The 15,975-nt window shown below is 48.5% G+C and carries 10 protein-coding genes; 6 read left to right on the top strand and 4 right to left on the bottom strand.

Annotated elements, in window-relative coordinates; translation table 11 throughout:
- Window positions 1-90: 90 nt before the first annotated feature.
- Window positions 91-1,284 (top strand): ROK family protein, encoded by a 1,194-nt coding sequence (locus GJB61_RS17460; RefSeq protein WP_154120191.1) that lies wholly within the window; start codon window positions 91-93, stop codon window positions 1,282-1,284.
- Here GJB61_RS17460 and GJB61_RS17455 read toward each other — a convergent pair.
- Both GJB61_RS17455 and dapA read right to left on the bottom strand, forming a co-directional pair.
- On the bottom strand, window positions 1,236-2,423 hold the full coding sequence (locus GJB61_RS17455; RefSeq protein WP_154120189.1) for an N-acetylglucosamine-6-phosphate deacetylase: 1,188 nt from the start codon (window positions 2,421-2,423) through the stop codon (window positions 1,236-1,238). The genes GJB61_RS17460 and GJB61_RS17455 overlap by 49 nt on opposite strands.
- A 167-nt stretch (window positions 2,424-2,590) precedes the next feature.
- A complete protein-coding gene (gene dapA / locus GJB61_RS17450; RefSeq protein WP_154120187.1) occupies window positions 2,591-3,466 on the bottom strand; it encodes a 4-hydroxy-tetrahydrodipicolinate synthase in 876 nt (291 codons plus the stop codon).
- Window positions 3,467-3,586: 120 nt separating this feature from the next.
- Here dapA and GJB61_RS17445 point away from each other — a divergent pair, with 120 nt between their 5' ends.
- The gene (locus tag GJB61_RS17445; protein WP_154120185.1) at window positions 3,587-4,483 is read left to right on the top strand and encodes a LysR family transcriptional regulator; all 897 of its coding nucleotides are present in this window, start codon (window positions 3,587-3,589) and stop codon (window positions 4,481-4,483) included.
- Window positions 4,484-4,552: 69 nt separating this feature from the next.
- Here the strand turns inward: GJB61_RS17445 and GJB61_RS17440 are convergent, their stop codons facing one another.
- On the bottom strand, window positions 4,553-5,455 hold the full coding sequence (locus GJB61_RS17440) for an AraC family transcriptional regulator (RefSeq protein WP_154120183.1): 903 nt from the start codon (window positions 5,453-5,455) through the stop codon (window positions 4,553-4,555).
- 127 nt (window positions 5,456-5,582) lie between these two features.
- On the opposite strand from GJB61_RS17440, the gene GJB61_RS17435 reads away from it, so the two are divergent.
- The gene (locus GJB61_RS17435) at window positions 5,583-8,930 is read left to right on the top strand and encodes a DUF5107 domain-containing protein (protein WP_154120181.1); all 3,348 of its coding nucleotides are present in this window, start codon (window positions 5,583-5,585) and stop codon (window positions 8,928-8,930) included.
- Window positions 8,931-9,167: 237 nt separating this feature from the next.
- Window positions 9,168-11,048, top strand: coding sequence for a molecular chaperone HtpG (htpG, locus tag GJB61_RS17430; RefSeq protein WP_154120179.1), 1,881 nt, complete (start codon window positions 9,168-9,170; stop codon window positions 11,046-11,048).
- Window positions 11,049-11,434: 386 nt separating this feature from the next.
- Here the strand turns inward: htpG and GJB61_RS17425 are convergent, their stop codons facing one another.
- A complete protein-coding gene (locus tag GJB61_RS17425) occupies window positions 11,435-12,301 on the bottom strand; it encodes a LysR family transcriptional regulator (RefSeq protein WP_154120177.1) in 867 nt (288 codons plus the stop codon).
- Between the two features lie 146 nt (window positions 12,302-12,447).
- Between GJB61_RS17425 and GJB61_RS17420 the strand changes: the two genes are divergently transcribed.
- Together GJB61_RS17420 and GJB61_RS17415 are read left to right on the top strand one after the other, a co-directional pair.
- On the top strand, window positions 12,448-14,184 hold the full coding sequence (locus GJB61_RS17420; RefSeq protein WP_154120175.1) for an ABC transporter ATP-binding protein: 1,737 nt from the start codon (window positions 12,448-12,450) through the stop codon (window positions 14,182-14,184).
- On the top strand, window positions 14,181-15,920 hold the full coding sequence (locus GJB61_RS17415) for an ABC transporter ATP-binding protein (protein WP_154120173.1): 1,740 nt from the start codon (window positions 14,181-14,183) through the stop codon (window positions 15,918-15,920). The genes GJB61_RS17420 and GJB61_RS17415 overlap by 4 nt, the downstream gene beginning before the upstream one ends.
- Window positions 15,921-15,975: the final 55 nt, after the last annotated feature.

The following is a 15,975-nucleotide window of genomic DNA, read 5'->3' as shown; positions in this document are numbered from 1 at the left end:
GAGAGATGCAGAGGTGGACACAACAAATTAATTGTGTTACAAAATGATAAGAATTACCGAGCAGTTGAAAAGAGTGTTAGGAGGTTAGGTATGGCAAAATCCCGAGGCAGGGGGCCAACGTTGGCCAAAGATGTAAACCGCATGCTTATATACAGGCAGCTGAAACAAATGAGGTCGACCACTCGCGTAGAGCTGTCCACTGTGCTTCAACTAAACAAGAATACGATTAACAGTATAATAGACGAACTAATTACTGCTGGGTATGTCAACGAGAAGGGGCTTAGCACTACGCTTGGTTTAGGTCGCAAGCCGGTAATGATTGCGTTTCATGCAGCTAATAAATATTCCGTTGGAGCAACACTCAGCTCGGCTGCCATTCATTGGGCGGTGACTGATCTATATGCGAAGCCAATGGAGACATTTACAACGGAGCTTCAAAATTGCTCTCCTGAATCGATAGTGGATACACTCTGTGAAGGAGTTCAGCAATTACTGGAGCGTTATCCTGCAACAGCTTGGGTTGGCTTCGATATTGGAATCCCCGGACAGCTGGATTCCGAGCGGAAAATTGTCTTGCAATCCAGCCATCTGCATTGGAATCAGGTGCCTTTGGCAGCACTTCTGGGTTCGCGTCTGACTGTGCCATTTCGGCTGGATCATAGCGTCAAGCTTGCGGCATTAGGAGAACTCTGGCATGGACACGGCAGAGAAGCAGATCATTTTGCCTACTGTTCTTTTGGGGACGGGATTGGCTGTGGAATCGTAATGGGAGGAACGCTGATCCGCGGAGAAGGCAATTTGGCCGGGGAATTGGGTCATATAGTGGTAGACCCACAGGGGCCAGTATGCCGCTGCGGTAATCAAGGTTGCCTAGAAGCAATCGCCGGAATTCCGGCGATCCTAGGACGGCTTGATCAGACTGGCGAAAGAGAGCAGAACACCCATAATATGAACTGGCTGCAGGAGCAGCTTAGAGCAGGGAACCCTGCAGTAGAACAGGATATAAGACGTACAGGTATGGCTATTGGACGGGCATTTAGTCATATTGTCAATCTGATTAATCCCAAGCTGATCATTTGTGATGGTCCGCTAATGCTGATTGCTGATTATTTGTTCCCGATTATCGGGGAGGAGTTGGCTGCCTGCTCCACACCTCCAGCCTATCGCCATGTTCAGTTAGTCTGCTCTACACTGTATCCGTATACAGGCTGTATCGGAGCGGCAGCAAGTGCTATTCAGGACTGGGAATCGAATGTTGATCCATTGGAGCTGGTGAGCGGTTGACCGTCCTTATACACCTGATGAATAACGAGCTGCTCTTGATGCCAATCGAAGACGACTAGATCACCCGGCGCACCCACTTGTAGACCGTGGGCTTCCGGCAGCTTCATGAATGACGCCGGCCGTGTAGAGGCCATGGCCCATGCTTCAGCTAGTCCACACAGATTATTGCGGACCAAATGCTCCACCCCGTAAGGCAGCATCTGTGCCGATCCTGCCAGCAGGTCAGGATTGTCCGCCATATGAAGACGTCCCTCTGTCGTGAGCACTACGTTCCCCCCAATAAAGCTTTTGTATGTTCCTGGTGCCAGACCACTTAAAGATACGGCGTCACTAGCTATCATCAGCTTGTCCGGCTTCACCTTGTGGAACACCTTCAATACTTGATCAGGCAGGTGAAAGCCATCGGCAATTACACATGGGTACAGCTCATCCTGGGCAAGCTGCTCCCAGATATAGTTGGGATGACGGGGCAGTAACAGATGAGCTCCGTTGCCAAGATGCGTGCACATCCTTGCTCCGGCAACAACGGCGCTATTAATCTGCTCTGGAGTAGCAGAGGTGTGACCGATGGATACGACGATATGGTGTCGAATGCACTCTGCTATAAAAGCTGGGGCACTGTTCCACTCAGGAGATAGGGTTACCACCCGGATCATTCCTTGCGCGGCCTGTTGCCAGCGTTGAAACTGCTCCCAATCCGGTGCCTTAACATATTGTATGTCATGTGCGCCCCTGACTCCATCCTCTGGTGAAATGAACGGGCCTTCCAGGTGTATGCCTCGCAGAATCCGCTGAAGCCAGGGATGCTCGGCACATGCCTGAGCGATGGCCCCGAGTAATTTCTCCAAGGTATGATCGCTATTTGTAATAATAGTTGGATAAAAGGAAGTGACTCCAAGCGCTGCAATCTTCAGTGCAACATTGCAAATGTCATCGCTTGAGAGGGAGAGTGTATTGAAATCAAAGCCAGCATACCCGTTCACTTGTAGATCCACAAGGCCAGGTCCAATCCAAGGTAAGTCCTCCGTATCGGACAGACTCTCTATTCCTGCGATTAGGCTATTATTTAGTGAGATTTGGATGGGTTGTCCAGTCTGGATATGACGACCGTTCACTACCGCGTTAGCACTCTTATTCATGATAGACTCCCTCCTTATAGGTCTGGTGAATTAGTATAATATTTATATTATATAACGTAAAGTGAAATGACAAGCCGTTTTTTTAGGGTCGAAAGACAGCAAAGACCGCCGTAACTCCGTCATTGACGAAGTTACGGCGGTCTTTTGTCGAAATATAAAAATTTGATTTATCTGGAAAGATGTACGCTTAGCTCCTGCTGCAGACCTTGGCTGATCGATGTCATGGGTAACCGCAGGGTATCAGAAGCAATTTCACCATATTTGCTAAGAATCCATTTAATAGGGGCGGGATTAGATTCCTTGAACAATAGGCGCATCAAAGGAAGCAAATTTGTAAAGGTTTCTTTGGCTAGGTCGAGCTGACCAGAAGCGAAGTATTCGTAAACTTTGATGAACTCTGCCGTGTGTACATTAGCTGAAGCAAGCATGCCTCCAGCTGCTCCGCAGCCCAGCATATCATAAAAGTGCAAATCATCCCCGCACAGCACAGGCTTTGAACCCAGGCGTGACAACTCGGACACTAGCGTTGGACTACCGGAGCAGTCTTTCAGGCCGACGACGTTATTCATTTCCAGAATGGTGCGGGCCGTATCCACAGACATGCCGACACCTGCGCGGCCCGGAATATCATAGGCGATGACGGGCACGCCTACCTCAGCTGCTTTACGGAAGTGGGCGATAATTCCCTCTTGGGAAGGACGGCTATAGTAAGGAACAACAACAAGCACGGCATCAGCCCCGAGGTTCCCGGCAAGCTCTGTCCGTGCAATCGTCGAAGCTGTGTCATTGGTTCCAGTGCCAACTATCAAGGGGATAGTCGATGATTGTAATAATTCGCGCGATGTATTTATCAGGAGCTGCAGTTCATTAATGGTTACAGTAGGTGATTCTCCAGTGGTTCCGTTAACGACCAGGCCCTGAATGTTATTGCCAATGATGTTATTCACATAATGCTGGTACGAATCCAGATCAACTTCACCGGCAGCACTGAACGGGGTTACAACGGGGACATAGATTCCATAAATCTGTTGCTCTGTAAGCATTTATTATCGGCCTCCATTATATTTTTTGCTATAATCCTACTTTACCATGGAATATCGCATCGGCGTTATCTATAATAAGTAATAAGTGTCATCATTATTATTGATGTTAGGGTGGGGTTTATGGATTTAACATACTTAAGAACATTTCGCGAGGTCGCTAAACGTCAAAGTTTTACTCGTGCAGCCGAAGAGCTCGGATATGCACAATCCAGTGTCACTATGCAGATTCAGAAGATAGAGAAGGAATACGGAGTTCCGTTAATCGAAAGACATGGACGCCAGCTGCGTCTTACCCCTCCCGGGGAGGAGCTGCTGAAGCTATTCGTGGAAATACTGGATTTATATGATCGCTCCAAAGAAACGATTGCCCAGCAAATCGGGGGGACTTTGACCATCGGAACGATAGATTCTTTGGCTGCTTTTTATTTGCCACCCTTTCTGCAGCAGCTACGGACGCGCTTTCCCGGGCTTAACATTCATCTACAGACGGAACAGGAAGCTAAACTGGTGTCCAAAATAAAAGACGGGGAAGTCGATATTGGCTTAATGCTCGATCGCAGCACGGCGGATTCTATGCTGCACCGGACGATTATCAGAGAGGAGCCGCTGGTGCTGATCGCGCCCGTAGGTCATAAGCTAGCCCAGCTCAAGACTGTTCAGCTGAGTGATCTTAATAACTGTGAGCTCATTGTTTCTGAGGAAAGCTGCATTTACCGAAGCCTATTCGAGAATCTGCTAAAAGAGCATGGGATTATCTTTCGGGTCGGCTTTGAGCTTTCGAATCTGGAGGCGATTAAGCGTTGTGTGATGAATGAGCTTGGCATTGCTCTGCTGCCGCGAATTGTCGCGCAGGAAGAGATTGAACGGGGCCATCTGGCAGAGCTCCCGTTTTATCATCCCGAAATACACTTTGATCTGCAGCTTCTGCTCCATCCGAAGAAGTGGAAATCGCAGCCGTTGCAATATTTAATCGAGATGGTCATGGCTGAGGCTAAGGCAGGTACACTTGGTCTATAAGACCGAATTTAATCCATTGGTTAGCTGAGGAATTCGATTTGAGCAAATAATTATACCGCAGGTTGCATTTTAACCTTTGGGGATGCTGCGATACTGCGAGGGGGAATAACCGATCATTTTCTTAAAGAGTCGTGAGAAGTAATAGGGGTCGGCAATACCAACAGCACCGCTGATTTCCTTGATACTCAGATCTGTCAGATCAAGATATTGCCCGGCACGTTGCATTTTCATCCGCAAAAAATATTCGATGGGCGGCACTCCGGTCTCTTGATTGAAAAGATGAATCAAGTGCTGCTTCGATAACCCGGCATGCTTGGCCAGATCTGTCAGCTTGATGGGATCAGTCAGGTGTTCATTCATAAACTGAATAGCTTGTTCCAGATATCGCTCCCGCTTCTTGTCCTGCGAGGATTGTCCGGCACCAATGCCGATGCTGGACAAAAGATGACGCATCGTCTGCGAAATATGAACATGGGTGCCCAGATTATAGGTCTTGTCGATCAGCATATCGTATACAGGATCGAACCATTCTATAAAGCGTCCAGCGCTGCTGATGGGCAGGGCAAGTGGACCTTGATCGAGTCCGTACATTGTGATCAGGGCCAGAGCATGTCCACCCTTCAGATGAAACCAGTAAATGCTCCATGGGTCAGTAGTGGAGGCGCCGTAACGGTGCGGCACACCGGCAGGAATGACCAATAGTTGGTGTTCCTTAACTGGAATAGGTCCTTCGCTGTCGAACTGAACCCACCCTTCACCCACGGCGCAGTAGATAAAGATATGGGAATCACAACCGTCCGGGCGTTCGCGAAAATGATATTGGGCATGGGGGAAATATCCCATGTCACTTACAAAGAGCGAGGCGGTCAGCTCACATTCGCCAAGCTCCCTGATCTGATATTCAGGCAAAACAAATAAACGCTCCTGTATGAACCCCTCCGGTTTACGATGGTTCTCCTTTTCATTCTCCATCTTCTGATCCTCCTTCAATTGTAATGATTGATATAAGAATATAATCCATCATATACCGCATTTCGTCAATTGGATTCCACTTTGCCTGGCGTTATAGTAAAGCTATTAAGGCAAGGAGGAAAGCCCAATGAGTGAAATAAATGAATTGAACAAGGCTAAGGTGCGCGTCTGGGAGGAACAGGTCTCCATTCCTACCTACAGTGTGGGAAAGCCGGACCGCAATCCGATGTTTTTGGAGAAAAGAGTGTATCAGGGCAGCTCCGGGCGCGTCTATCCGCATCCGGTTATTGAGAGTATCTCCAATGAGAAGATCGCTCAGAACTATAAGCTGGTCATCCTCGAGAATGAATATGTCCGCATCGAGATTATGCCGGAGATTGGTGGCCGGATTTACCGGGCGCTGGACAAGACTAACAACTATGATTTCGTCTATTATAATCGGGTAATCAAACCCGCTTTGGTGGGTCTGGCGGGTCCGTGGATCTCAGGTGGCATTGAATTCAACTGGCCGCAGCATCATCGTCCGAACACTTTCGGGCCTGTGGAGTACCGCTACGATCAGAATGAGGATGGAAGTGCTACAGTATGGGTCAGTGAGATTGACCGGATGCATGGGACGAAGGTGACGGCAGGTTTCAAGCTTTATCCGGGCAAAGCCTATCTGGAGATTAAAGCCCAGCTATACAATCGTACGCCTGAGCCGCAAACCTTTCTCTGGTGGGCTAACCCAGCGGTGGCGGTTAACGACCATACCCAGTCGGTATTCCCGCCAGATGTTACAGCGGTGTTCGACCACGGCAAACGCGATGTATCGCGATTCCCGATTGCAACAGGCACCTATTATAAGATGGATTACTCTGAAGGTGTAGACATTTCCCGTTACAAAAATATTCCTGTTCCTACTTCCTACATGGCTTATAAATCGGAATACAACTTTGTCGGAGGGTACGACCATGGCGTAAATGCAGGTCTGCTACATGTCGCCAATCACCATATCTCACCAGGTAAAAAGCAATGGACTTGGGGCAATGGAGAATTCGGCCAAGCTTGGGACCGCCAGCTTACCGACGAAGACGGCCCGTACATTGAGCTGATGACCGGCGTATATACAGACAACCAACCAGATTTCTCCTGGTTGCAGCCGTATGAAGAAAAGACCTTTACCCAATATTTTATGCCCTACAAAAATATTGGCGTCGTCAAGAATGCTTCTATTGAAGTTGCTGTCAATCTGGAGGTTGACGAGAATACGCGTGAAGCACAGGTGCTAGCCTACACAACCTCATTAATGGAGGGTGCGGTTGTGGAACTCCGTGGAAGTCAACAAGTTTATCTGTTGGAAACGGTCACCCTCTCGCCAGCACTAACGTTTAGTTCAGTCATTACACTGAACGAAATCGACCAGCCGCATGATCTGTTATTGTCTGTGCGTGCTGCCGATGGCCGACTGCTGATCACGTATCAGCCGAAGCGCCCAGAGATCGAGCAGGTGCCGGAGGCGGCTAAGCCACTTGCCGAGCCGGAAGAGCTGCAGACCACAGAAGAGCTGTACCTAGCAGGTCTGCATTTGGAGCAATACCGACATGCCACATTTGAGCCAGAGGCTTATTATCTGGAAGGCCTAAAGCGGAGTCCGGGCGATATCCGCATTAATGTGGCGTATGGAACCTTGCTGTTGCGCAGGGGGCTCTTCGTAGAGAGCGACAAGCATTTCCGCAGAGCGATCAAGACGATGACTTGGCGCAATACGAATCCTTACGATAGTGAAGCCTATTATCAGCTGGGCGTTTCGCTTAAACTTCAGGGGCGTTTAGATGAAGCATTTGCCGCATTTTATAAAGCGGTTTGGTCTGTTGCGTGGCAAGATGCCGGATACTTCTCACTGGCACAGATCGCTAACGAAAGAGAGTCATATGACGAAGCGCTAGAGCTTGTAGAGCGCTCCCTGATCCGCAATGCTCGGAACTATAAGGCTCGCAATTTGAAGACAGCGATGCTGCGTAAGCTGGGTCACGCAGCACAGGCGAAGGATTTCGCTGCAGAGACACTTGGACTGGATGTCGCCGACTTTGGGGCCTATAACGAGCAGGCACTGGCGCTAGTGGAATTGGGCGATACCGCTGCGGCAGAAGCTGTATGGAGTGAGCTGTCACGCCTGATGCGTGGAGACGCGCACAACTATCTGAATCTGCTGGCTGACTATGCCGGTTGCGGTTTGGTTGAAGAGGCGATTGCCGTAGCCGGGCATATCGTACAGCAGGGCGGCGCAGTTTACCCGATGCTGCATTATGCACTTGGCGAGTTGTATGATCGTGCCGGAGAGTATGGCAAGGCTGCTGAACAACGTGCAGCAGGGCAGCAAGCCGATCCGACCTATTGTTTCCCGAACAGCCTGTTCGAGCTGCAGGTGCTGGAGCAAGCGGTGCAGGCACAACCAGAGGATGCCATGGCACTGTATTATTTGGGAAACCTCTGCTATGACAAGAAACGCTCGGAGGATGCTATTTCGTTCTGGGAGGCGTCCCGAGCAGTCTCCGACGATTTTGCCACAGTCCATCGCAATCTGGCCTTGGCATATTTCAACAAACGTAATAATGCTGAAGCGGCGTTAGTTTCACTGGAAAAAGCTTTCGATTGTTGTCAGGAAGATGCACGTGTGCTGTTCGAGCTGGATCAGCTGTATAAGAAGCTGGCTTATCCTGCAGGACGGCGATTGGCGAAGCTGGAGCAATTCCACCATCTAGTCGAAGAACGGGATGATCTCTACGTTGAATATGTGACGCTGTTAAATAGTCTGGAGCGTTATGGGACTGCGGTCGAAGCACTGGAGAGCCGCAACTTCCATCCTTGGGAGGGCGGGGAAGGCAAGGTTACCGGCCAATATAAGCTTGCTCATGTCGAGCTAGGGAAGCAGTCGCTTAAAGAGGCCCGCTATCCTGAGGCGGTGGCTTTGCTGCAGCAAGCGCTGGTGTATCCGCATAACTTGGGCGAAGGCAAACTTGCCGGTGCTCAGGAGAACAATATTAATTACTATCTGGGCTGTGCTTATGAAGCGCTGGAGAAACACCATGAAGCGCAGGAAAGCTTTGCGCTGGCCTCGCAAGGTTTGGAGGAGCCGGCTAGTGCGATGTTCTATAACGATCAGCCACCGGATATGATTTTTTATCAGGGTATGGCTTGGTTGAAGCTCAACAATGACAAAGAAGCGAAGCGTCGTTTCAATAAGCTGATCGACTTCGCCGAGAAAAATCTGTTTGCCACGGTCAAGATTGACTATTTCGCGGTCTCACTGCCCGACTTCCTCGTGTTCGAGGATGACTTGAACCGCCGTAATGAAGTTCACTGCCGTTATATGCGGGGACTAGGTCTGTTAGGGCTTGGTAATCAGGAGGAGTCCTTACAGGAGCTGGAGCGTGCGTTGGTATTGGACTCGAATCATCAGGGAGCGGCCGTTCATCGTAAGGGTGTTATATAAATAACCTTAGCATTGCTCAACCCAGCTCCCAGCATCTTCGATGCGGACGGAGCTGGGTTATTGCTATGTTACTATGTAGAGCCGCAAATTTAACAAAATACAGGAGTTTTCCATAATATATTGACAGCAAATTTGAGTTTATGTTATATAAAAGGTAGGATTAGCACTCAGGCTATTGGAGTGCTAATGTTTCTGTGCTGGACAAGATGTTCATTTTGAAGGGAGATCTATTTATTCATGGCTAAAAAAGAATTTAAAGCAGAATCGAAAAGAATGCTGGAAATGATGATTAACTCCATTTATACGCAAAAGGAAATTTTCCTGCGGGAGCTGATCTCCAATGCCAGTGATGCGATTGACAAAATCTATTACAAAGCACTGTCTGATGAAGAATTGGTGTTCAATAAAGAGGATTATTACGTTAAAGTGACTGTGGATAAAGCCAGCAGAACCTTGACGATCTCTGATACGGGTATTGGTATGACCGAAGAAGAGATGGAGAGTAACCTCGGTATTATCGCGAGAAGCGGCTCATTGGCCTTTAAGAATGAGAACGAGGCTAAAGATGGCCACGATATCATCGGACAGTTCGGGGTTGGTTTCTATTCCGCTTTTATGGTAGCAGATGATGTTGTTGTAATCAGTAAGGCTCTGGGCAGTGACAAGGCGTTCAAATGGGAATCCCTAGGCGCAGATGGCTACACCATTGAGCCTTACGAGAAGGAAACAGTTGGTACCGAGGTTATTTTGACCATTAAAGAGAATACCGAAGATGAACAATACGATGATTATCTGGAAGAGTACCGCCTCAAATCCATTATCAAAAAATATTCTGATTTCATCCGTTTCCCGATCAAGATGGACGTTACCGGCAGCCAGCCTAAAGAAGGCAGTGAGACGGAATTCGAGGAAGTTATCGAAGAACAAATCGTGAACAGCATGGTGCCCATCTGGCGGAAGAATAAGAATGAGCTCACCACAGAAGATTATGACAACTTCTATGCTGAGAAACGTTATGGTTACGATAAACCGTTGAAGCATATTCATATCAGTGCTGATGGCGCGGTAGAGTATAATGCGATTCTCTTTATTCCCGAAAGCACACCGTATGATTACTATACGAAGGAATATGAGAAGGGCTTAGAGCTGTATTCCAATGGCGTGCTGATTATGAGCAAGAGTGCGGATCTGCTGCCGGATTACTTCAGCTTCGTTAAAGGGATGGTAGATTCTTCGGATCTTTCCCTGAACATCTCCCGCGAAATGCTGCAGCATGACCGCCAGTTGACACTGATCGCCAAGAACATCAAGAACAAGATCAAGAGTCAGCTGCAAAGTCTATTGAAGGATGAAAGAGATAAATACGAGTTGTTCTACAAAGCGTTTGGCAGACAGCTGAAATTTGGCGTATACAACGATTATGGCATCAATAAAGAAACACTGCAGGACCTGCTAATGTTCTACTCCTCCACTGAGAAGAAACTTGTTACCTTGGATGAGTACATTGCCAGAATGCCTGAAGAGCAGAAATTTATCTATTATGCTTCCGGTGAATCGGTTGAACGCATCGAGAAGCTGCCGCAAACTGAAATCGTGGCGGATAAGGGCTATGAAATGCTGTACCTGACGGATGATATTGATGAGTTCGCGATCAAGGTTATTGCGACCTATAAAGAGAAGGAATTCAAATCGGTATCCAGCGGCGACCTCGGCATTGAAGCGGATGAGAGCGAGAAGCCTACAGAAGCGGAAGAAAGCGAGAATAAAGAGCTTTTTGAAGCGATGAAGGGCATTCTGTCCGGTAAAGTGAAGAACGTCAAAGCCTCCAAGCGACTGAAGACACATCCGGTGTGCCTGTCCACTGAGGGTGAACTGACAATTGAGATGGAGAAAATATTAAAATCCATGTCTACTGGCCAAGATGTGCAAGCAGACAAGGTACTGGAAATCAACATCAACCATGAAGTATTCCACTCCTTGAAGGCCGCGTCTGAAACAGATAAAGAGAAATTGAGCCTCTATACACATTTGCTGTATAACCAGGCGCTATTGATCGAAGGTCTGCAGGTCAGTGACCCTGTACAATTCACTAATGATATTTGCAAAATCATGGTCTAAACCGGCGCATTTGCCGAACATACATCTATGAGCAACATAAATACCCCGCGACTGGTGCTTTGACCAGGGTGGGGTATTTTTTTCGGGAATTTATATGGCTCTATCTCAGAAACAGAGGTTGACCTAGTGGACTTCATAGGAAGAGATAATGAGTAAGAGAGTACAAGGTAGGAACCGGACTGTGAAGCCCCTATTTGCTCGAAATCAGGCGATTTCGGAGTTTGACGGACACCAGGGACGTTATTGACCACATTTCTTTCCAAAAGAACCTATCTTTGCTTCAATAGCGTCGCCTGAGTCCGCTTGGTGTTCCCTACACCCTTCGAAAGTGAAATAGCAGCTATATAGTCCGCCAGCTTTAAACTGCAACTTTTCATATTTTGCAGCTAAATCTGAAAGCTTTCGATAAACTTGGTAGCAAGCGTTGACAAATACTTGTGCTTGATCCAGACTGCGGCCACACGGGTATGCAGTGCTTCGCACCTGATTTCCTTATAGAGCAGATTGCCATGGTTAGCCAGCTCAAAAGCAGATTTGGGAATGATTCCGATACCAAGTCCAGCGTTTGCCCAGAGCAGCGTAGTGCGCGCATCATCGTTCATACAGAAGACGAGTGGCTCGAAGCCATGCTCCAGACAAGTCTCACGAATGAGCTGCTCGAACCGGCGGTAAATAATGAGCGGCTTATCTTGTAGCTGCCCGAGGTCAATGCCAGTATCGCTCGGATTCCATTCATAATCAGGGGTCATAACAGCGATCATAGGTTCCGAATTGATGTAAAGGCATTCCAGATTGCTAGTGTTAAAAGGGGTGCGGACAATACCGATTTCGACAATGCCTTTGTTGAGCAAATCGATGACCATAAAGGTATTCCCTTCATGAATTTCAAAAGTGACGCCTAAATAGTTCTTGTGGAATTCGCCCAGCCGATCCTGCAGCAATGTAGTTCCGGAAGAAGACACGGTGCCAATCGAGAGGCTCCCCTTCAAGCCTTTCACAAAATCATTAATCTCTCTAGTGGTCGAATCGGTCAATTCAAGGATTTGTTGTGCCCGGTTGCGCAAAATAATGCCTGCATCTGTCAGTTGTACGCTACGAGCCCCTCGCTCGACCAGCTTTACCCCAAGCTCTTCCTCCAGCAGCTTGAGCTGCTGACTGAGCGGGGGCTGAGCCATTTGCAGCTTCCGCGCAGCTGAGGTAATCTGTCCTTCCTCAGCGATAGCCAGAAAATATCTGAGTTGTCTGATATCCATGCGAAAACCTCCGAATTTGGTATATGCTATTCATATCGGAATAAGACGAATCCAATATTATTAATATGAAAGAAGATATGACATAATCATAACGGGTCTTGTTCATAAATCAAATTACATAAATCTTAGGTTGGGTGTGGATAACTTTGCTGAAAATTGCTGTATTCTTAAAGCCGTATCGAAAAGAAGCTATTATTGGTCCTATATTCAAGCTGTTCGAAGCGATTCTGGAGCTGCTGCTGCCGACGATCGTGGCCCTGATTATTAACAATGGCATTGGCAAACACGATTCGGTGTATGTGTATCGTATGGGAGGACTCATGGTGCTGATGTCCATACTGGGCTTTGGCTGTTCCATGGTCTGCCAGTTTTACGCGGCCCGGGCTTCACAGGGCTTTGGCACAACGCTGCGGAATAAAATGTTCCAGCACATTTCCTCTTTTTCGTACGCTGAACTGGATATCTTTGGTACGCCTACGTTGATTAACCGCATAACGAACGATGTTAACCAGCTCCAACTAGCTGTAGCGATGTTGATTCGGCTGGTTATCCGTGCTCCGTTTATCTTTATCGGGGCCATTATCATGTCGATGATTCTCGATTTTCGGCTGTCTCTGGTTTTGCTGGCGGCAACCCCGGTGTTTGCACTTATTTTATACTTTATTATCACTCGCACTTCACCCATGTACCGCAAGTATCAGCAGAAGCTGGATCGACTTGCGGTCGTGCTGAGCGAGAATCTATCCGGGATTAGGGTTATCCGTGCCTTCGCGAAGAGCCGGGAGGAGAGAGCCCGATTTAATGAAGCCTCCGAAGATCTGACCGCAACGGCTATTCGGGTCAGCCGCATTTCTGCTTGGCTAGGTCCGTTGACAACATTAGTGGTGAATGCTGCAATCATAGCTATTCTCTGGGTTGGCGGGATTCATATTGATGGAGGAAGACTCTCACAGGGTGAGATTATTGCTTTTATCAATTACATCACCCAAATTCTGCTGGCGTTGATCGTGGTTTCGAATCTGGTCATTATTTTTACCAAAGCTGCCTCTTCCGCCAACCGTGTGAACGAGGTGCTGGCTGTCACAGCTTCCGTAGCAGACAAGGGAAATGCGGTCTTGAGTAAGTTAGATAAGGCGGTTCCGGTCATTTCATTTGATCATGTATCCTTTGGTTATAACACAACCGGCGAACTGGCGCTGAATGATATCTCCGTTATGATTAACCGTGGGGAGACGGTCGGACTAATCGGCAGTACAGGCTCTGGCAAGTCTACTTTTGTAAATCTAATTCCCCGCTTCTATGATGCTGTGCAGGGTGATATCTACGTTGAGGGTGTCAATGTGAAGGAGTATCCCCTGCGGCAGCTGCGTGCGGAAATCGGGATTGTTCCGCAAAAAGCAGTGTTGTTTACCGGCTCAATAGCCGACAATATCCGCTGGGGCAAGGAGGATGCGACGGATGACGAGCTCAAGCTGGCCTTGTCTGTAGCACAGGCGGAGGAATTTGTTCAAAAGCTTCCTGAAGGTCTGGCTACAGAAGTATCCCGTGGAGGAACGAATCTATCCGGCGGACAGAAACAGCGCTTGACGATTGCCCGCGCAGTGGTCGGTCAGCCACAGGTTCTGATTCTCGACGACTCCTCAAGCGCATTGGATTTTGCGACCGATGCGGCGCTTCGGCGGGCACTGCAGCAGAGCAGTCAGGAAATGACGGTGCTTCTTGTATCCCAACGGGTCAGCACGGTGCGGCAAGCGGATAAAATATTGGTGTTTGAGGAAGGCAGGATTGCTGGCGTTGGAACCCATGAGGAACTGATGATCAGCTGTGTGGAGTACAAGGAAATCTGCCTGTCGCAGCTATCCAGTGAGGAGTCGGGACAATGAATAACAAGGATACTTGGAAAAGAGTCTTAGGATATACCGGACAATATAAAAATATAGCTATAGGAGCAGTGACCTGCGCGCTACTCAGTGTGATTGCCAGCTTGATTGGCCCGTTGCTCATAGGGCGGGCTGTAGACCATATGGTGGGTCCAGGTCAGGTGGACTTCACTGGTGTGCTCAAGCTGCTTGCTATTTTGGCAGTTGTTTATGTAGTCGGCAGCTTCTTCGGCTGGCTGCTGACGTATTACACAAATCGGATTGCTTACCGGACAGTGTATGACCTTCGGCGCCAGCTTTTTGACAAATTGAATGTACTGCCGCTGAAGTTCCATGATAATCATCCGCAAGGGGACAGCATCAGCCGCTTTGTGAATGATATGGATGCCGTCTCTGACGGGCTGCTGCAAGGCTTCTCCACGCTGCTAACGGGTGTGGTCACTATCGCAGGTGCAATCGGACTTATGCTCTACATCAGCCCGCTGATGACGGTGGTTGTGCTGTTATCGGCTCCGGCCACCTTTTTTGTGGCTCGCTTTATTACCATGCGCTCGCAAGCGCTGTTCCGCGAACAAGCCAAGATTCTCGGCGGACTGAACGGTTATGTGGAAGAGATGATCGGCGGACAAAAGGTAGTGCAGGCATATCACTACGAAGATCGTGCATACACCCAGTTCGTGGAACGGAATGAGACCTTATACCAAACGGGTGTGAAATCGCAGTTCTACGGCTCTTTGTCGAATCCGACGACTCGTCTGGTCAACAATATTACCTTCTCTGTCATTGCTATGATCGGCAGTGTATTGGTTATTATGAACCATTTGACGGTAGGAGATCTGTCCAGCTTTCTGATCTATTCGAACCTGTTCGCCAAGCCCTTTAATGAAATTACCGGGGTGATTACGCAACTGCAATCCGCAACGGCTTCGGCGCAGCGTATTTTCAGTATCCTTGATCTGCCACCAGAACGACCTGAACCTAAATCGGCGTTGCAGCTGGAGTCGAGTCAAGGCACAATTCGGTTTGACAAGGTGAAGTTCGCTTACAATCCGGAGCGCCCGCTGATTACTGGATTCAGTCTGGAAGTGAAGTCAGGGACTCGAGTGGCGATTGTCGGACAGACTGGTGCTGGCAAGACAACACTGGTCAACCTGCTGATGCGTTTTTATGAAGTGGATAGTGGTTCGATCTCTATTGATGGCATTGACATAACTACCCTTACCCGTGACAGTCTGCGGCGTAATTTCGGTATGGTGCTGCAGGATACGTGGCTTTTTGGAGGCAGTATTAAGGAGAATATTGTGTATGGCAAGCCTGAAGCGACAGAGCAGGAAGTTATTGCCGCCGCCAAAGCAGCTAATGCGCACAGCTTTATCAAACGTCTGCCGGAGGGCTATGCGACGAAGATTACCGGTTCGGGGGACAATCTGTCTCAAGGACAGAAACAGCTGCTAACGATAGCACGTGTCATGCTCGCTGATCCGCCAATGCTTATCCTGGATGAAGCCACCAGCAGCATCGATACACTGACAGAATTACGCATCCAGAAGGCTTTTCTGACCATGATCGCTGGGCGCACCAGCTTTGTGATCGCCCACCGGCTCTCGACGATCCGTGAATCGGACCTGATTCTCTTTATGAAGGATGGCGATATCGTCGAGAGTGGCACACATGATGGGCTGCTGGAGAGCGGCGGGTATTATGCCCAGTTGTATAACAGTCAATTTGCAGCTGTATAGCTGTATTTGGTAGGGGCATTTAAGGCTCAAAGCCAAAATCAGCGGTTGACCTATT

Source organism: Paenibacillus monticola (genome assembly GCF_009664975.1).
GTDB classification, from domain to species: domain Bacteria; phylum Bacillota; class Bacilli; order Paenibacillales; family Paenibacillaceae; genus Paenibacillus_AQ; species Paenibacillus_AQ monticola.
This window is presented reverse-complemented; position numbering and strand designations above follow the sequence as displayed.